Origin of the sequence: Microbacterium forte (assembly GCF_031885415.1) — a bacterium.
In the GTDB taxonomy this organism is placed as follows: domain Bacteria; phylum Actinomycetota; class Actinomycetes; order Actinomycetales; family Microbacteriaceae; genus Microbacterium; species Microbacterium forte.
Genome location: NZ_CP116871.1, coordinates 285,664 through 310,213 on the forward strand (window position 1 = coordinate 285,664; position 24,550 = coordinate 310,213).

The 24,550-nt window shown below is 67.8% G+C and carries 29 protein-coding genes; 14 read left to right on the forward strand and 15 right to left on the reverse strand.

Annotation, left to right across the window (positions count from 1 at the left end; translation table 11 throughout):
* Positions 1–3: 3 nt before the first annotated feature.
* Genes OB895_RS01450 through OB895_RS01460 form a run of 3 tightly spaced genes read left to right on the forward strand, consistent with a single transcriptional unit; the run spans position 4 to position 1,863 of the window.
* A complete protein-coding gene (locus tag OB895_RS01450) occupies positions 4–591 on the forward strand; it encodes a biotin transporter BioY (RefSeq protein WP_311878702.1) in 588 nt (195 codons plus the stop codon).
* Complete coding sequence (locus tag OB895_RS01455; RefSeq protein WP_311878704.1) at positions 581–1,273, forward strand: energy-coupling factor ABC transporter ATP-binding protein; 693 nt, start codon at positions 581–583, stop codon at positions 1,271–1,273. The genes OB895_RS01450 and OB895_RS01455 overlap by 11 nt, the downstream gene beginning before the upstream one ends.
* A 38-nt stretch (positions 1,274–1,311) precedes the next feature.
* The gene (locus tag OB895_RS01460) at positions 1,312–1,863 is read left to right on the forward strand and encodes an energy-coupling factor transporter transmembrane component T family protein (RefSeq protein WP_311878706.1); all 552 of its coding nucleotides are present in this window, start codon (positions 1,312–1,314) and stop codon (positions 1,861–1,863) included.
* On the opposite strand, the gene OB895_RS01465 is transcribed toward OB895_RS01460, so the two are convergent.
* From OB895_RS01465 to OB895_RS01480, 4 genes are all read right to left on the reverse strand, one after another.
* Complete coding sequence (locus tag OB895_RS01465; protein WP_311878707.1) at positions 1,810–3,126, reverse strand: acyltransferase family protein; 1,317 nt, start codon at positions 3,124–3,126, stop codon at positions 1,810–1,812. The genes OB895_RS01460 and OB895_RS01465 overlap by 54 nt on opposite strands.
* Before the next feature lie 109 nt (positions 3,127–3,235).
* Positions 3,236–3,907, reverse strand: a complete 672-nt coding sequence (locus tag OB895_RS01470; RefSeq protein WP_042537568.1) for a response regulator — start codon at positions 3,905–3,907, stop codon at positions 3,236–3,238.
* On the reverse strand, positions 3,904–5,160 hold the full coding sequence (locus OB895_RS01475; RefSeq protein ID WP_311878708.1) for a sensor histidine kinase: 1,257 nt from the start codon (positions 5,158–5,160) through the stop codon (positions 3,904–3,906). The genes OB895_RS01470 and OB895_RS01475 overlap by 4 nt, the downstream gene beginning before the upstream one ends.
* 5 nt (positions 5,161–5,165) lie before the next feature.
* Positions 5,166–5,786 carry a DedA family protein gene (locus OB895_RS01480; protein WP_311878710.1) on the reverse strand — a complete coding sequence of 207 codons (621 nt, stop codon included), beginning with the start codon at positions 5,784–5,786 and terminating at the stop codon, positions 5,166–5,168.
* A gap of 111 nt (positions 5,787–5,897) precedes the next feature.
* Between OB895_RS01480 and OB895_RS01485 the strand changes: the two genes are divergently transcribed.
* The 5 genes from OB895_RS01485 to OB895_RS01505 all read left to right on the forward strand — a co-directional run bounded on the left by OB895_RS01485 (position 5,898) and on the right by OB895_RS01505 (position 9,724).
* Positions 5,898–6,200 (forward strand): CHY zinc finger protein, encoded by a 303-nt coding sequence (locus OB895_RS01485; RefSeq protein WP_042537757.1) that lies wholly within the window; start codon positions 5,898–5,900, stop codon positions 6,198–6,200.
* Between the two features lie 75 nt (positions 6,201–6,275).
* Positions 6,276–7,874: an ABC-F family ATP-binding cassette domain-containing protein gene (locus tag OB895_RS01490; RefSeq protein WP_042537558.1), complete on the forward strand. Its 1,599-nt coding sequence runs from the start codon at positions 6,276–6,278 to the stop codon at positions 7,872–7,874.
* 30 nt (positions 7,875–7,904) lie between these two features.
* Positions 7,905–8,522 (forward strand): pyridoxamine 5'-phosphate oxidase family protein, encoded by a 618-nt coding sequence (locus OB895_RS01495; protein ID WP_042537556.1) that lies wholly within the window; start codon positions 7,905–7,907, stop codon positions 8,520–8,522.
* Positions 8,519–8,953 carry a cupin domain-containing protein gene (locus OB895_RS01500; protein ID WP_311878713.1) on the forward strand — a complete coding sequence of 145 codons (435 nt, stop codon included), beginning with the start codon at positions 8,519–8,521 and terminating at the stop codon, positions 8,951–8,953. Before OB895_RS01495 ends, OB895_RS01500 begins: the two co-directional genes overlap by 4 nt.
* 3 nt (positions 8,954–8,956) lie before the next feature.
* Positions 8,957–9,724 carry a LamG domain-containing protein gene (locus tag OB895_RS01505; protein ID WP_228385515.1) on the forward strand — a complete coding sequence of 256 codons (768 nt, stop codon included), beginning with the start codon at positions 8,957–8,959 and terminating at the stop codon, positions 9,722–9,724.
* A 6-nt stretch (positions 9,725–9,730) separates the two neighbouring features.
* Here the strand turns inward: OB895_RS01505 and OB895_RS01510 are convergent, their stop codons facing one another.
* From OB895_RS01510 to OB895_RS01525, 4 genes are read right to left on the reverse strand one after another with little or no spacing between them, the layout of a single operon-like run.
* On the reverse strand, positions 9,731–10,531 hold the full coding sequence (locus OB895_RS01510) for an SURF1 family cytochrome oxidase biogenesis protein (protein ID WP_311878715.1): 801 nt from the start codon (positions 10,529–10,531) through the stop codon (positions 9,731–9,733).
* 8 nt (positions 10,532–10,539) lie between these two features.
* A complete protein-coding gene (locus OB895_RS01515; protein ID WP_042537550.1) occupies positions 10,540–10,734 on the reverse strand; it encodes a hypothetical protein in 195 nt (64 codons plus the stop codon).
* A complete protein-coding gene (locus OB895_RS01520; protein ID WP_311878718.1) occupies positions 10,731–11,087 on the reverse strand; it encodes a DUF3099 domain-containing protein in 357 nt (118 codons plus the stop codon). Before OB895_RS01520 ends, OB895_RS01515 begins: the two co-directional genes overlap by 4 nt.
* 50 nt (positions 11,088–11,137) lie before the next feature.
* Entirely contained in the window at positions 11,138–11,779 is a 642-nt protein-coding gene (locus OB895_RS01525; RefSeq protein WP_311878720.1) for a DUF4190 domain-containing protein, read from the reverse strand.
* A 103-nt stretch (positions 11,780–11,882) separates the two neighbouring features.
* Here OB895_RS01525 and OB895_RS01530 point away from each other — a divergent pair, with 103 nt between their 5' ends.
* A complete protein-coding gene (locus OB895_RS01530) occupies positions 11,883–12,590 on the forward strand; it encodes a beta-ketoacyl-ACP reductase (RefSeq protein WP_042537549.1) in 708 nt (235 codons plus the stop codon).
* Between the two features lie 21 nt (positions 12,591–12,611).
* Here OB895_RS01530 and OB895_RS01535 read toward each other — a convergent pair whose 3' ends face one another.
* The 3 genes from OB895_RS01535 to glgC all read right to left on the reverse strand — a co-directional run bounded on the left by OB895_RS01535 (position 12,612) and on the right by glgC (position 15,282).
* Positions 12,612–13,310 carry an alpha/beta fold hydrolase gene (locus OB895_RS01535; protein WP_042537547.1) on the reverse strand — a complete coding sequence of 233 codons (699 nt, stop codon included), beginning with the start codon at positions 13,308–13,310 and terminating at the stop codon, positions 12,612–12,614.
* A 33-nt stretch (positions 13,311–13,343) separates the two neighbouring features.
* A complete protein-coding gene (serB, locus tag OB895_RS01540) occupies positions 13,344–13,979 on the reverse strand; it encodes a phosphoserine phosphatase SerB (RefSeq protein ID WP_042537545.1) in 636 nt (211 codons plus the stop codon).
* A gap of 61 nt (positions 13,980–14,040) precedes the next feature.
* Positions 14,041–15,282: a glucose-1-phosphate adenylyltransferase gene (gene glgC, locus OB895_RS01545; RefSeq protein WP_042537543.1), complete on the reverse strand. Its 1,242-nt coding sequence runs from the start codon at positions 15,280–15,282 to the stop codon at positions 14,041–14,043.
* A 69-nt stretch (positions 15,283–15,351) separates the two neighbouring features.
* On the opposite strand from glgC, the gene glgA reads away from it, so the two are divergent.
* The 3 genes from glgA (at position 15,352) to OB895_RS01560 (ending at position 17,688) form a co-directional block, all read left to right on the forward strand.
* On the forward strand, positions 15,352–16,536 hold the full coding sequence (glgA, locus tag OB895_RS01550; RefSeq protein WP_042537541.1) for a glycogen synthase: 1,185 nt from the start codon (positions 15,352–15,354) through the stop codon (positions 16,534–16,536).
* Between the two features lie 17 nt (positions 16,537–16,553).
* Positions 16,554–17,339, forward strand: a complete 786-nt coding sequence (locus OB895_RS01555) for an ABC transporter ATP-binding protein (protein ID WP_042537538.1) — start codon at positions 16,554–16,556, stop codon at positions 17,337–17,339.
* Positions 17,340–17,430: 91 nt separating this feature from the next.
* Positions 17,431–17,688, forward strand: coding sequence for a type B 50S ribosomal protein L31 (locus tag OB895_RS01560; RefSeq protein WP_042537536.1), 258 nt, complete (start codon positions 17,431–17,433; stop codon positions 17,686–17,688).
* A 75-nt stretch (positions 17,689–17,763) separates the two neighbouring features.
* Here OB895_RS01560 and OB895_RS01565 read toward each other — a convergent pair whose 3' ends face one another.
* The 3 genes from OB895_RS01565 to OB895_RS01575 all read right to left on the reverse strand — a co-directional run bounded on the left by OB895_RS01565 (position 17,764) and on the right by OB895_RS01575 (position 21,363).
* Positions 17,764–18,045 carry a hypothetical protein gene (locus OB895_RS01565; RefSeq protein WP_042537534.1) on the reverse strand — a complete coding sequence of 94 codons (282 nt, stop codon included), beginning with the start codon at positions 18,043–18,045 and terminating at the stop codon, positions 17,764–17,766.
* A gap of 65 nt (positions 18,046–18,110) precedes the next feature.
* Positions 18,111–19,358, reverse strand: a complete 1,248-nt coding sequence (locus tag OB895_RS01570) for an alpha/beta fold hydrolase (RefSeq protein ID WP_311878725.1) — start codon at positions 19,356–19,358, stop codon at positions 18,111–18,113.
* Between the two features lies 1 nt (position 19,359).
* Complete coding sequence (locus OB895_RS01575; RefSeq protein WP_311878726.1) at positions 19,360–21,363, reverse strand: DUF262 domain-containing protein; 2,004 nt, start codon at positions 21,361–21,363, stop codon at positions 19,360–19,362.
* A 176-nt stretch (positions 21,364–21,539) separates the two neighbouring features.
* Here OB895_RS01575 and OB895_RS01580 point away from each other — a divergent pair, with 176 nt between their 5' ends.
* Positions 21,540–22,313, forward strand: coding sequence for a hypothetical protein (locus tag OB895_RS01580; protein ID WP_042537528.1), 774 nt, complete (start codon positions 21,540–21,542; stop codon positions 22,311–22,313).
* Positions 22,314–22,503: 190 nt separating this feature from the next.
* On the forward strand, positions 22,504–23,007 hold the full coding sequence (locus OB895_RS01585; RefSeq protein WP_042537526.1) for a DUF3145 domain-containing protein: 504 nt from the start codon (positions 22,504–22,506) through the stop codon (positions 23,005–23,007).
* Positions 23,008–23,143: 136 nt separating this feature from the next.
* Here the strand turns inward: OB895_RS01585 and yczR are convergent, their stop codons facing one another.
* Positions 23,144–24,547 (reverse strand): MocR-like transcription factor YczR, encoded by a 1,404-nt coding sequence (gene yczR / locus OB895_RS01590; RefSeq protein WP_079112926.1) that lies wholly within the window; start codon positions 24,545–24,547, stop codon positions 23,144–23,146.
* Positions 24,548–24,550: the final 3 nt, after the last annotated feature.

Consider the following 24,550-nt stretch of genomic DNA (forward strand, 5'->3'; position numbering starts at 1 on the left):
ATCATGACCCAGCAACGCGATGACCTCGGTCGCGAACTAGCAAGAGTGGCGATCTTCGCCGCGCTCATCATCGTTCTCGGCATGGTGACGGTGCCGATTCCCGGCGGTGTGCCGATCACCGCGCAGACATTGGGGGTCATGCTCGCCGGTGCGGTGCTCGGACCCCGACTGGCTCCGCTCTCGATTCTTCTGGTGCTCGCTCTCGCGGCGATCGGACTGCCCGTCCTCGCCGGTGGGCGCGGCGGCCTCGGTGTCTTCGTCGGCCCGACCGCCGGATATCTGCTCGGGTGGGTGGCAGGCGTCATCGTGATCGGTCTCATCGTGGGCCGCGGTCGGCTCAGCTGGTGGCGAATCGCCCTCGGCGTCGTCGTCGGAGGCATCCTGGTGGTGTATCTCTGTGGGATCCCCGTGACAGCGCTCGTTCTCGGGCTCGAACTCGGCCCGACCGCGCTCGCGAGTCTGGTGTTCCTCCCCGGCGATCTGCTCAAAGCGGCCGCGGCGACGGCGCTCGTTCTGGCGCTGCGACGCGCGTACCCCCGGGCGTTCGCCGCGCGTTCGATCGCAGCGCCCTCATCCGTCCGTGCGATCTGAGACCGCGGTCGGATCGATCTCACTCGACGGTGTCGCCGTCGAGAGGGAAGGGCGGGCGATCCTGCGCGACGTGAGTGTCGAGCTCACGGCGCAGAGGATCGCGGTGATCGGCGCGAACGGGTCGGGCAAGTCCACCTTCGCGCGTCTGCTGAACGGCCTCGTGCTGCCGGATGCAGGCCGAGTCACGGTTCACGATCTCGATTCGCGGCGGGACACGAAGGCTCTTCGACGGAGGGTCGGTTTCGTCTTCACCGACCCTCAGTCGCAGATCCTGATGCCGACGCCCGCTGAGGACCTCGCGCTCTCGCTGCGCGGTTCGCCCCGCACGGAGATCGCCAGCCGGGTGGCCGGGGCACTCGCCGAGCACGGGCTGACCGACAGGGCGGACGTGCCCGCGTCCGACCTGTCCGGCGGTCAGAAGCAGCTGCTCGCTCTCGCGTCGGTTCTGATCACCGAGCCGCGCCTGATCGTGGCCGATGAGCCGACCACGCTGCTTGATCTGCGCAACTCCCGAAGGGTCTCCGACCTGCTGCTGGCACTGCCGTCGCAGGTCGTCATCGTCACCCACGACCTCGACCTCGCGGCGAGATGCGACCATGCGGTGCTCTTCGACGCGGGTTCGCTCCTCGCAGCGGGCACCCCGGACGACGTGATCGCCGAGTACCGCGGGCGGTGCGGATGATCCAGTCGTACCGGCTAGGGGCCAGCATCGTCCACCGGATGTCGGCGGGGCCCAAACTCGCGCTCTTCGCGGTACTCGCGCTCGTGTCGTCCGCGTACCCGCATGACGGGTGGAGCGTCACCGTCTCGCTCGTCGTCGTGTGCACGCTCTATCTCGTCGCCGGGCTGCCGGTGAGGGTCCTGATCGCCGAGATCTGGCGGCTGCGCTGGCTCGTGCTGGTTCTCGGGACGGCATTGTGGATCTTCGTGTCGCCGCTGACCGCGTGGATCAGCACGAGCAGGGTCGCGTCGCTGCTCCTGCTGGCTGCGCTTCTCACGATCACCACCCGGATGGGTGATCTGCTCGCCGTTCTGCATCGGATGCTGCGGCCGCTGCGTCGGCTGGGTGTCGATGCCGATGCGGTCGCGATGACGATCTCGCTGACGCTCACGATGATTCCGGTGGTCGCCGGATTCGCCCATGCTGTGCGGGAGGCGCAGCGTGCGCGCGGCGTTCGTCCGGGCCTTCGAACCACCGTGCCGCTGATGGTCAGGACGCTACGCCACGCGGACGAGGTCGGCGACGCTCTCGCCGCCCGCGGTCTGGTGTGATCGGCGTGCGAGGCGTTGGGAGAGCAGCATTCCGCCGACGGCGAGTGCGGCCGTCAGAACCGTCGTTCCTGCGACGAGAAGCAGCACGACCGAGGCGACGCCGAGTGCGGCTGCGATCGCGATCCGGCGAGTCGAGTCAGCGGCTGGTGGGGACGGCTGCGTCTCGACGCGCGTGAACGCCAGCGCGATCGCCGCGGTGAGAGTCAGCGCGGTAGCGAGCCAGAGCGGGCGAGACACCCACCATGCGAGGGTGCTCGGCTCCGGCAGCGCGATGCCGCTGCCGAGCGAGGCCATGGCGCAGATCCCGGCCATGGCGAGCAGCGTCGGCATGTGCCACAGGTAGATCGTCATGGTGCGTCTGTTGACGAACGCGGCGAGTGCGGCCGGGGCTGGGCGGCGGCTGAACGCATCGATGCGATCGCGGAGAAGCGAGACGGCGCTCAGGTGCACGACTCCGACGAGAAGCAGGGCACCTGTGGGCGGGTTGATGTTGGCGATGAGGTCAGGGGAGTAGACGCCGGTGGAGAAGACACCGACGAGTGTGATCGATGCGACAGCTCCCGCGATCGCCCGTGCTCGTCGGCTCAGTCCGTCGATCGTGCCATCGGCGAGGAAGAAGCCGATCTGCTGCAGCGCGAGCCAGACGAATGCGAGATTCAGGAAGCCCACCCACTCGAATCCGGTGATCGCCCGGAGCGCGTCGACGGCGAGCGCAGCCGCGACCAGCGAGGCCACCGTGATCAGCGGCTTCCGGGCGTGAGCCTTCGCGAGTGCAGGAAGAAGCGCCTGGCACCCCAGGAAGACGGCGAGGAACCACAGCGGCTGGCTGTAACGGAAGCCGGCGACGGCGATGATGTCGGCCGGGACGCCGGCGATGCTCAGCGCCGCGAGTGCCGCGCCCACAATCCCGATCGCGAACAGGGCCGGCCGCAGCAGCCGGTGCACCCGGGCGGCGATGAAGGAGGCCGCGGCGCCGCCGCGCGCCTGCGTGCGCCGGAAGGAGATGTAGCCGGCGAACCCGCCGATGATGAAGAAGAGCGGCATCACCTGGAGCACCCAGCTGACGGGCACGATCCACCACGATCCATCGCTGGCGTTCGCGAACACCGGGCTGCCGTCGACGACGGTGACTCCGACCATGATGGCGTGGAGGAGCACGACTCCCGCGACGCAGACCGCACGCAGGAAGTCGATCGCGGTGTCGCGACCTGCCGGCAGCGGGTCTCGAAGTGCGGTGAGGGATGGTGCCTCGACGATGGCCATGAAGTCCTCCTCGGATGGGGTGTCCGAGGAGCGTATGAACGCGGTGCCGTGCGGGGGATCACCCCCAGGGCTGGTTCGCACCCCTACCGGGGTGTGATCCTGGCGAGGCTCAGGACGCGGGTTCGACCAGGCCGGCGTCGTACGCGAGGATCACGGCGTGCACACGGTCGCGGAGCCGGAGCTTCGCCAGCACCTTGCCGACGTGGGTCTTCACGGTCTGCTCGGCGATGAACAGATCGGCGGCGATCTCGCTGTTCGATCTGCCACGCCCGATGAGCACGAGCACCTCTCGCTCTCGGTCGGTGAGCTCGGCCAGCGAGGTCGCGGCTCGCGGTGTGCGCGGCCGCCGCCCTGCGAACTGCTCGATCATGCGCCTCGTCACGCTGGGGGCGAGCAACGCGTCGCCGCCGGCGACCACGCGCACGGCGTGGACGAGTTCTTCCGGAAGAGCGTCTTTCAGCAGGAACCCGCTCGCCCCGGCCTCGAGCGCGTCGTACACGTAGTCGTCGATGTCGAAGGTCGTGAGCATGAGGATCCGCGGCACATGGGCTGCGGGGTAGCCGGGACCGAGGATGCGACGGGTCGCCTCGATGCCGTCGACCTCCGGCATCCGCACGTCCATCAGGATGACGTCCGGATCGAGCCGCGCGGCGAGAGCGACGGCCTCGGCGCCGTCGGCCGCCTGCCCGGCGACACGGATGCCGTCGTGAGCGTCGAGGAGCGCGGCGAATCCGGCGCGCACCATGGCCTGGTCATCGGCGATGAGGACGCTGATCGTCACGGGGTCTCCTCGGGGTGCTCTGGGGTGTTGTCCCGCGGTGGTGCGTCTCTGAGCGGCAGCGAGGCGATGACTTCCCAGCCGCCGCCCGTCGTGGGGCCCGCGTCGAACGAGCCGCCCAACAGCTCGACGCGCTCGCGCATGCCGCGCAGCCCGTATCCGCCGCCGGGAGACGCGGGTGAGCCCGAGGCACGGCCGTTGCGGACGCGGATTCCGACCGCGTCGGGGTCGGCCTGCACGCGCACCGTGACGGCGGCACCCGATGCATGTCGCACCGCGTTGCTCAACGCCTCCTGGGCGATCCGGAAGGCCGCGATCTGGACGGCCTGCGGCGCATCCGTCACGGAACCCGTGATCTCCAGGCCGACGGTCACTCCGGCTCGACGGATGGTGTCGACGAGGGCGGGGATGTCGTCGATGCCCTGCTGCGGTGCGAGCTCGGCCGTCTGGTCTTCGGTGCGGAGAACCCCGAGCATCCGTCGCATCTCGGTCAGCGAGGTGCGCGCCGTGGCCGCGATGCTGTCGAACTCCACGGACGCGGCATCTCCGATCTCGGGCAACCGGTAGCGTGCGGTCGACGCCTGCACCTGGATCACGGACATGCTGTGCGCGATCACGTCATGCAGCTCGCGAGCGATGCGGGTGCGCTCCTCGACGAGAGCTCGTCGTGATTCCTCGAGGGCGGAGTGCTCGCGCTCGCGGGTGAGCTCGGCAGACACCCGAACGCGTCCGGCGACGAGCACCGCCACCAGGAACATCGCCGCGGCCACCGAGGTCGTGACGATGAGGTCGGCGGTGACGCTGCCGGCCGTCTCGGGAGTGGCGACGACTTCGGGGCGCAGCAGCGGCGCCGTGAGGGCGAGCAGAGCTCCGATGGCCAGGGGGAAGACGCCCGCTCTGGCCCCGTGCACGAAGGTCACGACGCCGACCAGGATCACGAACGTCAGCAGCGCGGGCACAGACCACGGCCAGGGGGCCTCCGTCGCGAGAGCCGGGACGACGAGAAGCGGAAGAGTGAACGCCGCAGCGCAGAACAGCGCGATCGCCCATCGCGGGTGACGCAGCGACATCAGTGGTGCGGCGCACAGAGCGGCACCGAGGATGAACGAGAGCGGCAGCGAGGTGCCGTACAGCACGGTCTGCACCGGCACGAGCACCGAGAACAGCACGAGGCTCGCAGCGCCGAGCGCCGTGAGCGCGGCGGTGCGACGGCTGATGCGGGGAGCGCGCTCGGTGCGCGGCCGACGACGTGCCATGTCTGTCATCCTGCCAGTTGCAGAACACGGGTGCGTCGCCGACGGGATGCCGTGACGCGGTCGATCACCAGCCCGATGACGAGAGCCACGACGATGCCGATGCCGGCGCTCACGAGCGGCTGGTCCTTGATCCACGAGCCCGCGAGAAGTCCGATGGCGAGGCTCAGGGCGCTCCAGCTGATGCCTCCCACGATGCTCAACGGGAGGAACCTCCGCCAGGGGAAGCGCAGGGCACCGGCTGACATGTTGACGGCGACGCGGCCGACCGGGATGTACCGGGCGCCCAGAATGAGCGTCGCACTGCGGTGCGCGAGTGCTCTCTCTGCATGAGCGAATGCGGAGGCGACTCGCGGACGGCGCATCCATGCCCACCTGGTCGTGCCCAGCCTGCGGCCGAGGGCGAACGCGATGTTGTCGCCGATCGTCGCCCCCACAGCGGCGATGAGGCCGAGGGGCAGCAGCGTCCAGAACTCACCGGTCGACGCGAGTACCGCGGCGGCTGCCACGAGGACTGTCTCGCTCGGCACCGGCGGGAAGAAGCCGTCGATGATCGTCACCGCGAGCAGCACGGCGTACAGCCAGGGAGAGGCGACGGTCTGCAGGATCAGCTCGTTGATAACATCCACCTCAGAAGGCTAGGAAGCAGGTGGCTGGTGGGGCATCACCCTGAGGTATCGACCGCGTCCCTCTGGAGAGGTAGATCCGACGATCGCCCGACCGAGGTCGGGGCGACCACCGTGCACGGCCTGCTGGTCGACGACCAGACCCGGTGCGAGCACTATCAGGGGCCGCTCGACGTCATCGCCCTCAAGTTCGCGTGCTGCCGCGACTGGTACCCGTGCCACCTGTGTCACGCGGAGCTCGCCCGGCACGATGCGCGCCGGTGGTCGACGGACGAGCGTTCGACGCAGGCGGTGCTCTGCGGCGTCTGCGGTTCGCTGCTGAGCATCGACGCCTACCTCGAGACATCGGAGTGTCCGACGTGCTCGGCGGTCTTCAATCCGGGCTGCCGGCTGCATCACGATCTGTACTTCGACTGAACACACAGCCGGGCGATCTATACTGGGAGTTTGGCCCCTCGGCCTGAATCCCCTTGAACGAACGGACATCCCGCTGTGCTTGCCGTGCACGAACTCGAGATCCGCGTGGGCGCACGCCTCCTGATGGAGAACGTGTCGTTCCGCGTGAGCGACGGAGACAAGATCGGTCTCGTCGGCCGCAACGGTGCAGGCAAGACCACGCTCACCAAGGTGCTCGCCGGTGACGTTCTGCCGTCGGGCGGAAGCGTGACCCGCTCGGGCCAGCTCGGCTACCTGCCGCAGGATCCCCGATCGGGCAACCCCGAAGACCTCGCCCGCACCCGCATCCTCGACGCCCGCGGACTCGGCCAGCTCAACCTCGGGATGAGCGAAGCCGCACTCGCGATGGGGTCGGACGACCCCGCGGTCGCCGACAAGGCGATGAAGCGCTACGCGCGTCTCACCGAGGAGTTCGAAGGTCAGGGCGGGTACGCGGCCGAGGCTGAGGCAGCCTCCATCGCGAACAACCTGTCGCTGCCCGACCGCATCCTCGACCAGCCGCTCTCGACGCTGTCCGGTGGTCAGCGCCGTCGTATCGAGCTGGCCCGCATCCTCTTCTCCGATGCGGAGACGATGATCCTCGATGAGCCGACCAACCACCTCGACGCCGACAGCGTCGTGTGGCTGCGCGAGTTCCTCAAGAACTACAAGGGCGGGCTGATCGTGATCAGTCACGACGTCGAGCTCGTCGGCGAGACCGTCAACCGGGTGTTCTACCTCGACGCGAACCGCCAGATCATCGACACCTACAACATGAACTGGAAGAACTACCTGCGTCAGCGGGTGGCCGACGAGGAGCGCCGCAAGAAGGAGCGCGCCAACGCCGAGAAGAAGGCCACGACCCTGCAGCTGCAGGCGGCCCGCTTCGGGGCGAAGGCGTCGAAGGCCGCCGCCGCTCATCAGATGATCGCGCGTGCCGACAAGCTGCTCGCCGGACTCGATGACGTCCGCCAGGAAGAACGCGTCGCCAAGCTGCGCTTCCCGAAGCCCGCACCGTGCGGCAAGACCCCGATGATGGCGACCGGACTCTCGAAGTCCTATGGCTCACTCGAGATCTTCACCGACGTCGACCTCGCGATCGACCGCGGATCCAAGGTCGTCGTGCTCGGACTCAACGGTGCAGGAAAGACGACGCTGCTGCGCATGCTCGCGGGCGTCGACCAGCCCGACACCGGTCAGCTCGAGCCCGGACACGGTCTCAAGGTCGGGTACTACGCGCAGGAGCACGAGAACCTCGATGTGAATCGTTCGGTGCTCGAGAACATGGTGTCGGCTGCTCCGCACATCACCGAGATGGAAGCGCGCAGAGTGCTCGGCTCGTTCCTGTTCACCGGAGATGATGTGCTCAAGCCCGCCGGGGTGCTCTCCGGCGGTGAGAAGACGCGTCTCTCGCTGGCGACGCTCGTGGTCTCGTCCGCGAACCTGCTGCTGCTCGACGAGCCCACCAACAACCTCGACCCCGCATCGCGCGAGGAGATCCTCGGCGCGCTCGCGCACTACGAGGGAGCAGTCGTGCTCGTCTCGCACGACCCGGGTGCGGTGCAGTCGCTCAACCCCGAGCGCGTTCTGATCCTCCCCGACGGAGTCGAAGACCTCTGGAGCCAGGAGTACCAGGACCTCATCGAGCTCGCCTGATCCTTCGCCCCTCGTGGCATAGTCGAGAGCGTGACGCACGACGAACATGACTTCGACACCGCCCAGCTCAACGAGTGGCTGAAGGGTCGGCACGCTCTCACCGGGCGAGCCCCTGACTGGGATCTCAGCGCACTTCCTGACGACCCGAGCGCGCTGTTCGCCACGTGGCTGCGCGCAGCGGCTGAGGCCGGGGTGGCTGAGCCGCACACGGTGACCCTCGCGACCGTGGATGCCGACGGACTGCCCGACGCTCGCACGCTCATCCTGAAGCGGATCGATGAGCGAGGCTGGGCGTTCGCCAGCACGAGGTCGTCCCGCAAGGGCGCGCAGCTGGCTGCCTCGCCGGGCGCGGCCCTGAACTTCTGGTGGCAGCCGCAGGTGCGCGCGGTGCGGGTGCGCGGCCGTGTGGAAGAGGCGACTGCCGAGGAGAGCGCCGCTGATCTCGCAGCGCGCTCCCCGGCCGCGCGGGCAGAGGTCGCCGACGGCGACTGGGTGCTGTGGCGGATCATCCCCACTCGGGTCGAGTTCTGGCAGGGATCGAGAGACCGCCGTCACACGCGGGTGGTCTTCGACGCTGTCGACGACGGATGGAGCCGCTCGATCATGGGCGGCCCGGCAGATCAGAGGTCGGAAGGGCGAAGGGCGTGAGCGGATACCAGGTGATCGAGATCGGTGCTCTCGACGAGTGGCGCGCACATCATGGCGGGTTCGACCAGGCGCGCTCGCGCGACGGCCGTCGAGTCGTCGATCATGAGCTGACGATGCAGTACATCGGCCTCACCGCGAACGCCCTCGAACCGGGGGAGGAAGCCGGCTACTGGCACGTCCATTCGCGGGTCGAGGAGCTCTATGTGTTTCTCGACGGACGCGGGCAGCTGGGACTCGACGACGAGGTCGTGGAGGTGGGCCCGGGAACGGTGATCCGCGTGGGACAGGGCGTCGCGCGTACCTGGCGCGCTCGGTCCGACAGCCCGGGAGAGCTGCGCTGGCTCTGCATTCGAGCCGGAGGAGAACAACTTCCGCATCTCCCCGACGACAGCTCTCGCCTCCCCGAGAAGCCGATTCCCTGGCGGGATTGATCCGTGGCCGAGCTCCTGCCGCCGCGTCCGTCATCACCGCCGGCTTTCACGGATGACTTCACTCGGGGGCTCGACGCGGAGAAGTGGGTTCCGCACTACCTGCCGCACTGGACGGTGCCCGAGCGCTCCGCAGCGCGATTCGCTTTCGTCGAGGGCGGACTGCAACTCCGGATCGAGCACGATCAGCTCGACTGGCGACCGGACGACGCGCCGCTGCGGGTCTCGAATCTGCAGACGGCGACGTACTCCGGTCCGGTCGGATCGACCGCCGGCACGCATCGCCACCGCGACGACGGGCTCGTGGTCGAGACGCATACGCCGCCGCGACTGCTCTTCACACCCTGTCGTGGGCGGATCGACCTCACGGTTGCCGCGGGCACCGACGAAGGATGCATGCTCGCGGCGTGGCTCGTCGGTACCGAACACCTCTCCGAGACGGACGCCGGCGAGATCTGCATCTTCGAGATCGACGCCTCAGCTGTCGGGAGCACGACGCGGGTACGAACGGGCATCAAGTCGCACCACGACACGAGGTTGACGACCGACATGGTCGAGGTGACCCTCCCGTTCGATGCCCGGAGGCCGCATACCTGGACCGTGATCTGGGGCGATGGCGAGACGATCATCGGATGTGAGGGGCGGGTGGTGCGCCGCTTCACTCAGGCACCGGACTATCCCATGCTCCTGATGATCGACCTCTTCGAGATCGGCGGGCCCGCAGGCGCGTACCCCAAGACCGCCGTCATCGGCGAGGTGACGGCCTGGGACTGACGCGAGTCAGCGGGCGTCGAGCAGCTCGTCCTCGACGTCGGCGTCCTTGTCGCGCCGCCGAGTCGTCTTCACCGGTGCGGGCATTCCCTCGACCTCTTCACGGTGCTTCACGATCTCGGTCCGGATGATGTACCCGATGAAGACGAAGCCCATCAGCGCGAACAGGATCCACTGGATCGCGTAGGACAGGTGCGGTCCCGGGTCGTCGGTGGGTGAGTCGAAGCCGCCGAGGGTCCCGTCGCCGGGTGGAGTCTCGCTGACGATCTGCCCGTACGCGCTCGTGATGACGTCTCCGTCGACCAGCTCGGCGATCGAGGGGAGGTTGATCGTCGGCACCTGCCCATCGGGAGCACCTCGCCCCGAGGCCGGGAGCTGCTCACCCGGGCGCAGGCGCACGATGACCTCGACCTCTCCGGTCGGAGGAGCCGGAACGGAATCCGGGGAGTCGCCGTCGCCCGGCGGCACCCATCCGCGATCGACGATGAACACACGGCCGTCGACGTCGCGGAACGGCACCAGGACCTCGAACGCGCTCGTGCCGCCGTGCGGGCGGTTGCGCACCAGCAGCTGATCATCGGCGATGTACTCGCCGTTCAGCACCACGGGATGCCACACGTCACCGGGATCGAGCACTCCGTCGTCGCCGATGAGATCGGCGAGAGGGACGGGATCGGCGTCGTAGTTCTCCTCCACGAGCGCGATCTGCTCAGATCGCGTCTCATTGCGCTCGAACTGCCAGTTCGACAGGAACGCGCAGGCGATCGCGAATCCGATCGCGATCAGCACGTATACGGTCCATCTACCCATCCGGGCACTCACGAGGGCACACCATCTCTCACTGTCACGGGGAAGTCCCTGGCCGCCAGGTAGTCACGGAGGAAGCCGACATGCTCATCGCACGCGAGCCAGATCTTCTCACGGTCGGCCGCGTGGATACGCGGGTTACGCCACACCACCTGCATGGTCGCCGCGTTCCGGCATCCGGCGCGCGAGCACTCCAATCCACTCACTCGCGATCCTGGCGGCTCTCGTGGATGGTGATGATGCCTGGAGCTGGGGTCTCGTCGACCGGGAGCGTCGGAGTCGCGGCCGGAGCCTCCAACTGCTGCACCGGGGACTCTGCCATGGTCTCAGTGCTGTCGCTGCCCGCGTTCGCGAAGACGACGGCGATGTACGGGAGCACCGCGGCGGCCAGCGCGAACACCCAGGTGTACCAGCCGTAGGGCTGCACGAACATCATCAGGGCGAAGCAGACGATGCGGATGGTCATCGTGAGCGCGTATCGGCGCACGCGGTGGTCAGCCTCGTCTTTCGGCGACTGCGGAAGCGAGGTGACGGCAGGGACCAGGGGCTTGCTCTTCACGATGAGTCCAGCCTACGCCGCCGCGGGCTCCGCGGCTCGCCCGTCTGCCGCTAGGCGGAGAAGAGGAACGGCAGCGTGAAGGCGCCGAAGAAGAGGAAGCCGATCACCGTCATGACGATGCCGACGACCAAGACCGCGACCATGATGTACCCCATGATGAGGCCCGCGAAGGCCATGCCGCGGCCGCCGATCGCCGGGTTCTCTTTCGTCTGTCGCAGCGCCATGTGACCGGTGATGACGGCCACGATCGACGCGAGCAGCGGCACCACCGCCCAGAAGAGGACGACGCCCGCGATTCCGCAGATCAGCGAGGTGATCGCGAGTCCGCTGGCGGGGCGAGGAGCGGGGTAGGGCACCGCGCCGTAGTTCGGATATCCGGCACCGGGCTGACCCGGTGCGGACGCCGCCCCGTAGTACGGCGGCTGGGCGGCGGCGTACGGCTGAGCCACCGCAGAGCCGTAGGGCTGCTGCGGGGCATACTGCGGCGGCTGCGGCGACGGGTTCGCGTACCCCTGCGAAGGAGCGACCGACGGCGCCGCACCGGGATACGCCTGGTGCGGCTGCGCCGAGGGAGCCGGCGGAGCCGGTGCGAGAGGCGCCGCCGGGGGAGTCGGCTGCTGTCCGTCCGCCGAGGTCGGGATGCTGTTGTCGCTCACGGTGATGCCTTTCGTCGGGTTCAGCGTTCCAGCCACGCGGCTGTTCTGTCAAACGTCGACCCGAACGAGTCACAGCATCATCGGTAGGATCGATGACGACCCGGCCGCCGTACCCGCACCGGCCAGATCAGGAGTGGAAATGAGTTCTCGCGTCGTCCTCGTCACCGGTGGAAACCGCGGCATCGGCCGCGCGATCGCCGAACGATTCGTCAGGGACGGCTACCGCGTCGCCGTCACGGCTCGCAGCGGCGAAGGCCCCGAGGGCACTCTCACGGTGCGTGCAGACGTCACGGATGCCGCTGCGCTCGACGCGGCCTTCACCGAGGTCGAGCAGCAGCTCGGACCCGTCGAAGTCGTCGTGGCGAATGCCGGCATCACGAAGGACACCCTGCTGCTGCGGATGAGTGAGGACGACTTCGACAGCGTGGTCGCGACGAACCTCGGCGGCACCTTCCGCGTCGTGAAGCGGGCATCGAAAGGCATGCTGCGGGCTCGATTTGGCCGAGTCATCCTCATCTCCAGCGTCGTGGGCCTCTATGGCTCGGCCGGGCAGGTGAACTATTCGGCCTCGAAGAGCGCGCTCGTCGGCTTCGCACGTTCTCTCACGCGGGAGCTCGGCGGACGCGGTATCACCGCGAACGTCGTCGCCCCCGGATTCATCGAGACCGACATGACCGCTGAGCTTCCCGAAGAGACTCAGAAGCAGTACAAGGCGAACATCCCGGCCGGGCGATTCGCGACGCCCGATGAGGTGGCAGGCGTCGTCACGTGGCTTGCAGGCGATGACGCCGGGTACATCTCGGGTGCTGTCATCCCCGTCGACGGCGGCCTCGGCATGGGGCACTGACACTCCACCGACGACGTACCGTCATCGGCGGGTGATCGCCGCATCGAGCAGCGCGGCGAGTCTGTTCGGTACCGAGAACTGAGGCCAGTGACCTGAGCCGATGCGCACGACCTCGGCATCGTCGATCGCACGGAACTCTTCGGCATACGGCCCCCACTGCTCGAGCTCGGACTCGAGAGTCTCCTGGTCGAGACCTCCCATGAGCAGCGTCACCGGCACCCGGTGCCGCGCACCGGGGCCGAGCTCGATCTCATCGGTGGGCACGCGCGCTGGCACGCTGTGCGTGAGCGGCGCGGTGCGCGCACGGGTCGCCTCGTCGAGGTCGTCGACGTCTTCCGCAGGGAAGAACTCCCATCCGGGGAACGGGACGACGCCGTCCACGATCTCGAACTCGCTGATGCCGAATCCGGACGGCGGCGGTACGGTGTCGACGAATATCACCCGCGAGACGCGGTCGGGCCGCGCATCGGCCACGCCCCAGGCGACGTTGCCACCGCCGCTGTGACCGACGACGACCACGGGCGCGGCGACGGCGTCCACGGCGGCGACAGCGGCGTCGACCCAGTCGGCGATGCCGATGTCAGCGGACTCGGCGGCCGGGAGGCCCACGCCCGGCATGGTCAGCGGATGCACGGTGTGCCCTGCGCGTTCGAGATCGGTGGTCACTTCGCTCCAGCTGGACGCGTCGAGCCAGAGACCGGGGATGAGGATGATGTCCATGCGCCGGAGGGTAGACGGGGCATAGGACATCCGCTAGGGCAGCAGCGCGATGACCTCGGAGAGATCCTGCGGTCCGATGACGAGGCTCGCAGCCTCGCGCACGGCGGGCTTCGCGTTGAACGCCAGTCCGAGTCCCGCGACCGCCATCATCTGCAGGTCATTGGCTCCGTCGCCGATGGCGATCGTGGCGTGGCGGGGCACTCCGAGCTCGTCCGCCCACTCCAGCAGCGAGGCGGCCTTCACAGCGGCATCGACGATCTCGCCGTCGACCCGACCCGCCAGAGCACCGTCGACCACCTCGAGTCGATTGGCGCGCCAACGGTCGACACCGAGCTCCGGTGCGACATCGTCGAGGATCTCGTGGAATCCGCCTGACACGACCCCGACGACACCCCCGCGCTGATGCACGGCGGCAGTGAGCTCACGCACGCCCGGAGTCGGCTCGATCCGGGCGAGCACTCGAGCGAAACCCGAGACAGGAACGCCTTCGAGAGCTGCGACGCGTGAGCGCAGGCTCGTGGCGAAGTCGATCTCGCCGCGCATCGCGGCTTCGGTGGCTGCCTGCACCTCGGCGCCGCGCCCCACCTCGTCGGCGATCAGTTCGATCACCTCATTGCGGATGAGGGTGGAATCGGCATCGAGGACGACGAGGAATCGAGCGGCAGTCACGCCTCTGAGCCTATCGACCGCAAGGCGCGGGTCGGTGCACGGCGGTCTTCGGCCGACATCCTCAGCGATCGATGAAGAGCCCCTTGCCCACCACAGTGATGCCGGATTCGGTCACGGTGAAGCCTCGCGCGAGATCGCGTTCGCGGTCGACGCCGACGGTCGCGCCGTCGGCGAGCACGACGTTCTTGTCGAGGATGGCTCGATGCACCCGGGAACCGGCGCCGACTCTCACTCCGTCGAAGACGACCGAATCGGTGATGGTCGAACCGCCGCCGGCGAGAGTCCACGGGCCGACGACGCTGCGCTCGAGATGCGTGCCCGAGAGCACGGATCCGAGGGACACGATCGAGTCGATCGCGTTGCCGATACGCCCGACGGAGTCTCGCACGAACTTCGCGGGCGGCGAGTTCACGGCCTGCGAGTGGATGGGCCACTCCATGTTGTAGAGGTTGAAGATCGGCAGCGTGGAGATCAGGTCCATGTGCGCGTCGAAGAAGGAGTCGATGGTGCCCACGTCACGCCAGTAGGAGCGGTCGCGCGGGGAGGACCCCGGGACGTCGTTGCGCTTCATGTCGTAGTAGCCGGCCTCGCCTCGATCGACGAAGTACGGCACGATGTCGCCGCCCATGTCATGACCGGAGGTGGGGGACTCGCCGTCTGCCTCGACCGCGGCGATCAGCGCGTCGGCGTCGAAGATGTAGTTGCCCATCGAGGCGAGCACCTCGTGAGGGGAGTCCTCGAGCCCTGCGATGTCGGTCGGCTTCTCGAGGAACTGCTTGATGCGGCCCGACTCGGTGTCGGCGTCGATCACACCGAACTGAGACGCCATCGCGAGCGGCTGGCGGATGCCGGCGACGGTGGCCTTCGCGCCCGACTCGATGTGCGCGTCGAGCATCTGCCGGAAGTCCATGCGATAGACGTGGTCGGCACCGATCACCACGACGATGTCGGGCTTCTCGTCGTTGATGAGGTTGAGGCTCTGCAGGATCGCGTCGGCCGAGCCGGAGAACCAGCGCTTTCCGAGACGCTGCTGCGCGGGCACGGAGGTGACGTACGAGTCGAGCAGCGCCGACATGCGCCAGGTCTGCGAGATGTGACGGTCGAGGCTGTGCGACTTGTACTGCGTGAGGACGACGATCTGTCGCAGACCCGAGTTGATGAGGTTCGATATCGCGAAATCGATCAAGCGATACTGTCCGCCGAAAGGCACTGCAGGTTTTGCTCGGTCGCCCGTGAGGGGCATGAGACGCTTTCCCTCGCCGCCGGCGAGGATGATGCCGAAGATCTTCTTTGGTGCGGACATGCACCCACAATAGATGTGATTCGGCTCGGCTAACTAGCATCTGGACAAGTGAGTCACTACCGTCTAGACATGCGCGTCGAGATGATCACGAAGGAATACCCGCCGGAGATTTACGGAGGTGCCGGTGTGCACGTCGCAGAGCTCGTCACGGCCCTGCGGCAGAATATCGATGTACAGGTTCGTGCCTTCGGTTCCCCCCGAGATGAGGCGGGTACTTTCTCCTATCAGGCCCCGTCGGAGTTGGCCTCGGCCAATGCCGCTCTGCAGACGCTCGGGACCGATCTCGAGATCGTGGCGGCCATCTCCGACGCCGACCTCGTGCACAGCCACACCTGGTACGCGAACTTCGCCGGACACCTCGCCTCGCAGCTGCACGGCATCCCTCACGTGCTCACCGCCCACAGTCTCGAGCCGCTGCGCCCCTGGAAGGCGGAGCAGCTCGGCGGGGGATACGCGGTGTCGAGCGGCATCGAGAAGCTCGCCTACGAGAACGCTGCGGCGGTGATCGCGGTCAGCGCCGGCATGCGCGAAGACATCCTGCGCAGCTATCCCTCCGTCGACCCCGCCCGGGTGCGTGTGATCCACAACGGCATCGACGTCGAGCGGTGGCGTCCGGTGCAGAACCCCGCGTTCCTCGAGTCGGTGGGCATGGACCCGACTCGACCGTCTGTCGTCTTCGTCGGTCGGATCACCCGTCAGAAGGGTCTGCCGTACCTCCTGCAGGCCGCTCGTCTGCTGCCGCCGGAGGTTCAGCTGATCCTCTGCGCCGGCGCACCCGACACCCCCGAGATCATGGCGGAGGTGCAGGAGGGCGTGCGGCTTCTCCAGCAGACCCGCGAGGGCGTCATCTGGATCGATCGGATGCTGCCGCGCGACGAGCTCTCGGCGATCCTCACAGCGGCCACGACCTTCGTATGCCCGTCGGTGTATGAACCGCTGGGGATCGTGAACCTCGAGGCCATGGCGTGCGGTGCCGCTGTCGTCGGCACGGCCACCGGGGGCATCCCCGAGGTCGTCGACGACGGCGTGACAGGGCGTCTCGTGCCGATCGAGCAGCTGCAGGACGGCACAGGGACGCCGGTCGACCCCGAGCGCTATGTCGCCGACCTCGCGAGCGTGCTCACCGAGGTGACGTCCGATCCGGAGCAGGCTCGCGCCTACGGCGCGGCCGGTCGGGAGCGCGCGCGCGACGAGTTCAGCTGGGATGCGATCGCCGACACCACGCGCGCGCTCTACGCGGAGCTGACCGCCTGAGCCGATAGGCTGGAGGCATGTCGATCGCCTTGGAATTCACCGACGTCGTCGTGCGCCGCGAGGGGCGCGACATCATCGATCACGTGACCTGGCAGGTCGACGATGATCAGCGGTGGGTGATCCTCGGACCCAACGGCGCCGGCAAGACCACACTGCTCCAGCTGGCGGACACGCTGATGCACCCGACCTCCGGAGCCGTCACCGTGCTGGGGGAGACCCTCGGTCGAACCGACGTGTTCGAACTGCGCCCCCGCATCGGCTTCGCCTCGTCGGCGATGGCGAAGCGCGTGCCGCGCGACGAGACCGTCCTGAACACGGTGCTCACGGCGGCGTACTCCGTTCTGGGGCGCTGGAACGAGAACTACGAGGACATCGACGAGCGCCGCGCGCTGCGGGTGCTCGGCGACTGGCGTCTCGACCACCTGGCTGATCGCACGTTCGGAACCCTGAGCGACGGCGAGCAGAAGCGCGTCCAGATCGCCCGGGCCGTGATGACCGACCCCGAGCTGCTGCTGCTCGACGAGCCGACGGCCTCGCTCGACCTCGGTTCGCGCGAGGAGCTGCTCGCGCTCCTGAGCGGCTATGCCTCGTCGCCGACGACACCCGCGATGCTGATGGTCACGCATCACGTCGAGGAGATCCCGGTCGGTTTCACGCACGTGCTGCTCATGCGCGAGGGGCGCATCGTGGCAGCCGGACCCATCGCCGAGACCCTGACCGCCGATACGCTGACCGAGACGTTCGGAATGCCGATCGTTCTGAGCAGCGACGAGGGCCGCTACGCGGCCCGCGCGGCATCCTGACGCGGATCTGATAGAATCGATCCTTGGTGCTCTCTGCACCGCAGACTTCCCTCGTCCCTGGCACAATCCAGGGCAGCAACTAAGGAATCCCATGAAGACTGACATTCACCCCGTGTACAAGGCAGTCGTGTTCCGCGACCTCGGCTCGGGCGAGACGTTCCTCACCCGTTCGACTGTCTCCAGCGACAAGACGATCGAGCTCGACGGCGTCGAGTACCCCGTCATCGACGTCGAGATCTCGTCGGCATCGCACCCGTTCTACACGGGCAAGCAGCGCATCATGGACTCGGCCGGCCGCGTCGAGAAGTTCAACCAGCGCTTCAAGGGCTTCGGCGGATCGAGCAAGTAACGATCACCGCGTTCGAAGGCCCCGTGTTCCTCGGAACACGGGGCCTTCGTCGTCTCATCCCGGTGGATCGCGGGGTCAGATGTCGATGATGATGCGTTCCCCGTCGATCCTGCCGGGCGGGTCGCCGGGAGCGGGCGCCGGTGCGGTGCGCTTCGTCTGGCGATCGCGCTCCATCCCGGCCTCGTGTGCCGATGGCATCCAGATCGCGTCGAACGAACCGCCCAGTCCGCCGCCTGCGCTCTCGTACTTCTTCTCGAGCGGCGCCTTCGCGTAGACCGCGACGATCACCACGACGATCGCGATCACCACGACGAGGAGGATCGCGATCGTGAGCAGCATCCCGAGTGCGTCGGCCATGAGACCAGGCTATTCGGCCGCCGCCGCCTCGGCATCCGTCTGCAGGAGGATTCCGGCGGAGATGCTCAGCGGATGCGTCGTCCGTGCGCGAGGTCGATGAGGTGCGTCAGCACAGGGCCGGAGCGCACGCCGTTGTGCTCGTGCTCACTGGTCACCCAGAGCTCGACGCCGGGCAGCAGGCGTGCGGTCTCGAGTGAGAACTCCATCGGGACATAGACGTCGTTCACATAGACGGCGGCAGCGCCCGTCGCACCGGAGGCGGCGATCGCGACCTCGTTGTAGATCCGGGGCCACTCGAAGTCCGCCAGCGCGAGCGTGACGTCTCGCCACGGCTGGAAGGCGGGCACGGTCTCGGTCCATTCGCGGCGGATGTGCTCGCCCGTGAACAGTGTGACGTCGTCGCGGAAGTCCTGCGGCTCTGTGCGTTCCGCCGACCAGCGTGTGGCGTGCCCGCTCGCGTAGCTCGATTCGTGGAACGCGAAGTAGAGCGGGTTGCGGCCACCGTACGGCATGGCGTGCATCAGATCATGGCGGAACGCGTTCGACGCGGGATCGCGCTCGAGCAGCGACCATACGGTCTGCCACCCGTCATTCGTGCCGAGCGCCGAGCCCACGGAGCGCAGCCGTGACGGCGAGACCACTTCGCCGTCGGGAAGCACGATCTCGCCTGCCGCGGCCTGATCGACCAGGCGGCGCATGACGTCTCGGTGCTCGGGGAACCGACGGTAATACCGCTCGGAGGCGGCGCGCATCTTGTCGTAGCAGAGCGCGTAGACCTCGTCGGGGTGCCGGTCGACGGTGCTGAGTCCGCCGGTGATGAAGACATCGGCGAGCGAGTCCGAATCGGTGGACAGGTAGGCCAGGGTCGTGAATCCCCCGAAGGACTGGCCGAGCACGCTCCACGTCTCCGCGCTGAGGTGCTCGCGCATCGCCTCGCAGTCGCGGACGATCGCATCGGCGCGCAGATGCGTGAGGTACTCGGCGACCGCAGCGGAGCCGCGCTCGAGATCGGCATCGCCGACCGGCGTCGAGAGTCCGGTGCCTCGCTGGTCGAGCATCACGACCCGATAGTGCGCGAGGGCCTCGTCGAGCCAGGCGGGGGACGTCGACGAGTGGAACGGCCGAGGGGCCTCGTGGCCCGGCCCGCCCTGCAGGAAGACCAGAAAGGGGAGGCGTTCGCCTCCTTCTCGTGTGACGACCCGCGCGAAGATGTCGATCGTGCGGGTGTCTGTCGGATCTCCCCACACGAGCGGGACGGTCAGTGTGTGCTCTTCGACTGTCAGGTCGAGGAGGCGGCGGATGGTTGTCGTCATGTCACATCACATTCCCGATGTAGGAGTACTTGACGAAGACCTCCGAGGCGATGTCCGCCTCGTCGAGCGCGCCCTGCACTGCGTTCATCATGTAGTTCGAATCCCAGCCCATGTAGAGGTGGTGGGTGTCGTCCAGCTGATCCCACTGCCCCTTCCAGGCCATCGAGTCGTAGATCGGGCCGCCGTGGGTGGCGCAGTACGACACGGCGGCATCGCGGGTGTCCGTCCATGCGCGACGGAAGACACGGTTGAAGAGGTGTTTGACGTCGAAGACCTCCCAGCGCTCTCCGCGGTACTCGACATACTCGAACTCGCGCTCCCATCCGGCCGGCCACCCGCGCCGGCGCACCGCATCGAGGATGGGAGTGAGCCCGTCGTCGTCGATCTCGGGCAGTGCGGGGCGTGCCCAGATCCTCAGCAGATCGGCGGTGAGCCGGATCGTGCGCTGAGAGATGGCCGCCGTTCCCCACGTCTCCGTGGCAGCGAGTGCACTGGTCTCGGGGACGGAGCTGCGAGCATACGCCGCGTCCCGTTTCACGGAGTACGACTCTCCGAAGACCCGCTGCGCGAGGGACTGCTCGAGCAGAGTGAGATTGCCGAGTGTCGGGGCGAGCGCGCGATGCGCATTGCGCTCGTCGTCCGAGTAGTCGATCCACGGACGCTCGCCGTCGCCCGACCAGCTGTCGCTGGGGACTGTGGGCACGATGTGCTCCACATCGAACTCGTCAGGGTCGTCGACTCCCTCGAGCCGCCCGAGGACATAGGCCGGATGCGGCAGCTCGCTGTACTTCAGCACGGCGCTGACGCGCTCGTCCGACGGCGTGATCCGGGCGAACGCTCGAGCCAGTGCCTCTCTTCCGTTCGCGCGCGCTCGGCAGAGGCGGGCCACGAGTCGCTCGTTGGGCAGGTTCACGAGCGTGCGCCGCAGATACATCGCCTGGATCCACTCGAGCGTCTCGACGAGCTCGTCGCGGCCGATGAGCCCGCGGCTGTGATCGCTGTAGACGCTGAGGACCAGCGGATAGGCTGCGCGGCCGAAGGTGTTCACGTATCGCAGCTGCCGAGCGATCTCGGGGTCGTGCTCGAGAGACGGGTCGAGCAGGATGCCGTAGATCTCGGCGTAGTGGCGCCAGACCTCGGCATCCGCCTGCAGGTGATCGAGGTCGACGCGGGGGAAGGACTGTCGGAACGCGCTGTAGACACCGTGCTCGCCGTTGGCCGCCACCTCGCGCCCCGTCGTCATCACGAGGTAGTGCCGCCAGAATGCGCCGATGGTCTCACCGGTGTGCTGCTCGATCGGGAGCCAGAACCGCGCCTCGACGTCGAGCTGCTCGGCGTGGGTCAACCCCATCAGCATGTAGTTGTGGATGAGCTCGTGATCGCGCAGCGGCTCGCCGGTGGAGTTCAGGCTCTCGAAGATCTGCTGCGCGTTCGCGTCGGCGCCGAGGGTGATCGAGACGTGCTCGAGCTTCTTCAGCCCCGCCCAGATCTGCGGCGCCTCGTCGGCGTGCACCTGGCTGCGGAAGAACGCGTAATTGTCATCGAACCGCGATTCGCGCTCTGCCTGGACATCGCGCTCCAGCACCACGGACTCGTACAGCTCGGCCCACGCGTCGTGAGGGCGCAGCTTGGTGCGATCGGGGTCGTCCGGGCGCACGAGCACCCGGTCGAGATCGGCGGCGAGCAGGGGATCGGAGTCCTGAACCGCATGCCGGAGCGCTGCGACCAGCAGCATCAGCGTCGTGATGCGCTGCTGGCCGTCGATCAGCACGAGGTCGGTGTCGGCCTCGCTGTCGTCGGCGGCCGAGAGGATCGACCCGATGAAGTGACGGTGCGACGAGTCTTCACGGGCGACGGCCCGGACGTCGGAGAGCAGCTGCTCGCAGCCGCCGATGTCCCACCTGTACTGACGCTGGTACACCGGCACGACGATGGTCGTGGAGTCCTCTGCGAGCCACTCGATCGTGTTGACAGCTGTCGCCTCGACGTTGGTCGCAGTGCTCATGCTGGTGTCTCGTCCTCCCGTAACGCCGTGCGCCGAGGAGTCGCCAGGCGCCCGATTCAGTCTATTCGCTTATTCACGGCGGCCCTCGGCGGCGCTCCAGAAGTGCCCTGTTAGGCTTGCCTTATCAGGGCCTGTTAAAACGTGCTGGCCCCCGATGAAAGGATCTGGTTCAGATCATGGGATACATCAAGTCCGCTGCCCTCGAAGACAAGGGCTTCGTCGTTCTCGACAGCTACAACCAGGAGCTCGACCCCAAGGAGTGGCTCGACATCGAGTACAACGACTGGAAGTCGTCGGGTGACACCCGCTTCGCCCCTCTCGCCAGCGCCAAGGGCGAGATCGAGTGCAACGGCTTCTGGAACCACAAGCCGCCGCGCACCGACAAGGACGGCGTCTGGATCGACTCGCAGACCGCCAAGGCCCCCAACCTCACGCGTCGCGCGCAGGAGCCCGGTGCCAACGTCGGTCGCTGCCGCGTCATCGAGCTGCAGCCGACCCCGTACGGCGAGTGCCTCTACAACCTCCACCAGGACGACAACAACCGTCTGAACCCCGACGGCACCGGCTGGGTCGTCCGCGGGTTCTTCAACCTCAGCGACGACAAGGACAGCTTCTTCGTCCTGCGCGAGAACCGCACCGACCCGAGCATCGAGTACCGCATCGCTCTGCCGGCGGGCGCTCAGCTCATCGTCGACACGCAGCGTCTGTGGCACGCCGCGACCCACGTGGGCACGGAGCCGCGCTACTGCCTCATCACGTCGTGGACGTCCGGCCCCGAGCTCGACGCCTACATCGAGAAGTACCACGGCACGCAGGACGTGCCTAACGTCGAGGTCCCGCAGGAGGTTCTCGAGGCCGGATACGCCGAGCAGGCCCGCCGTGACGCCGCACGCGCCGCGTACTACGCCGCAAAGGGACAGCAGGTCAAGCAGGCCATGAGCGAGGCGTGATCCTCGTCTGATCAACGGCCGTTCGCGGTCTGAAGGCCCCGGTCCCGCGCGACCGGGGCCTTCGTCGTGTGAATCACATGCTTGTGATTTCGCCTGGTCTGGGCGAGAATAGGCCCACAACCGCATATTCACGCCAGTTCTCGTTGTTTCAGGTCGTTGGGGAAGACGCACCTGATGAAACGGAGAGATCATGGCGACGGCTTACGCACGCGGAGTGGTGTTCATCCACTCTGCACCTCGCGCGCTCTGCCCGCACCTGGAATGGGCGGTCGGTCGCGCTATCGGTCGCGCAGTGAACTTCGACTGGAGCGACCAGCCGGTGCTCGACGGCGCTCGACGCGCCGAGTTCTACTGGGACGGCCCGGTCGGCACGGGTGCCGCTCTTGCAACCGCGATCCGCGGGTGGGAGCATCTCCGTTTCGAGGTCACCGAGGATCCCACACCCCGCAGCGACGGCGGACGCTGGCTGCACACGCCCGACCTCGGCATCCACTATGCGCAGACGGATGCCGCGGGAAACATCGTCGTGGGCGAGGACCGCATCCGCTATGCGATGGAGATCGCCGCAGGCAGCGCGACCGAGCTGCAGCGTGAGCTCGACATCGCGCTCGGCTCCGCCTGGGACGAGGAGCTGGAGCCGTTCCGTCACGCGAGCGACGACGCCCGCGTGGTGTGGCTGCACAAGGTCGGCTAGGCGGACCCACAGACCTGGAACGGGAAGGCGCGAGTATCGGATGCCGGTGAGCGATCCCGGACGCTGAGAAGGCGAATCCCCGTTCCACAGATGACGAAGACCCCGTCCCGAATATCCGGGACGGGGTCTTCGTCTGTCAGATCACGGCCGAGCGTGGCATCTCGGCCCCGGCCGCGCGGCCCCCCGTCATGACGTCCTCCCACGCGAGTCTCAGTCGCCCCATCGCCTCGGCGGTGCGCTCAGGCGGCAGGGTGATCGGAATGCGCAGGCGCCTCTCGAGCACGCCGCCCGTCGAGAACCGCGGCCCCGGCGGAAGGATCAGTCCGTGAGCACGCGCGGCCAGCGACAGGGCGGTCGACACGGGGGCGCCGAGGTCGAGCCAGGCGGAGAGTCCGCCTCTCGTGGGCGGCATGGAGATGGTCTCGAAGGAGCCGAGTCCTGCCGCCACGGCTTCGCGGCCGGCATACAGGCGTGTCGCGACATGCGCGGTGAGCGCCGGCATCTCCTGCAGCAGCTCGACGGCGATGCACTGTTCGAGCAGCGCGGTGCCGAGCTCGAACGAGGGACGGGTGGCGAGCAGACGGGTCATGACCGAGCGGTCCGCCCGGATCCAGCCGATGCGCATGCCTCCCCAGGCGATCTTCGACATGGAGCCGACGGTGATCACATGCGGGCTGAAGGCGGAGAAGGGAAGCGGGGTCCAGTCGCGATCGATGTCGAGCTCGGCGGTCGTCTCATCGACGATCAGGTGTGTGCCGACGCTCCGTGCCGTGGCCGCGATGCGTGTCCGCTCGGCGTCGGAGAGCGTGGCCCCCGTGGGATTGTGGAAGTCGGGGATCAGGTACGCGAGGTGGGGGCGTCCGCGCAGCAGGGTGTCGGTGAGATGGCCCTCGTCCCATCCCGTCACATCGACCGGCGTCGGCAGCAGTCGGTACCCGTGGCGGTGGAGCGCCTCGAGCGCATGCGGGAAGGTGGGCTGCTCGACGAGCGCGCGCTCGCCCCGCCGGCCGATCGAGGCGAGCACCAGATTGAACGCGTTGAGCGCGCCGGACGTGATCATGATCTCGTCCGCATCGGTCGGCACTCCGCGCTCGATGAAGCGCTGCGCGACAGCCTCCCGCAGCTCGGGGAGCCCTTGCAGTGAATAGCCGCTGGTGCCGCGCATGGCAGCGAGCCGAGGGAGTGACCGCACTGTCGCGTCGTACAGCCCAGGCGTCGAATCCATCGACGCGATCGACAGGTCGATGGCCGACTCGTCTGCTGCGCCGCCGGCCGGGGCCGCGGTGTGCGGCAGAGTGACGCGAGTGCCGCCCCCGTGCAGACGAGAGACGTAGCCGTCGCGCTCGAGGAGGTCGTAGACACGGGTCGTGGTGGAACGCGACCGCCGCAGCTCGATCGCGAGCGATCGCTCGCTCGGCAGCCGCTCGCCCACGGTGAGTCGACCGTCGAGGATCAATGCGCGGATGTGCTCCGCGAGGGCCTTGGCTGTGGCGCCGGCGACGTTGTGGGCACCGAGCTGCTGGACGAGCCGTGAGGTCATGAC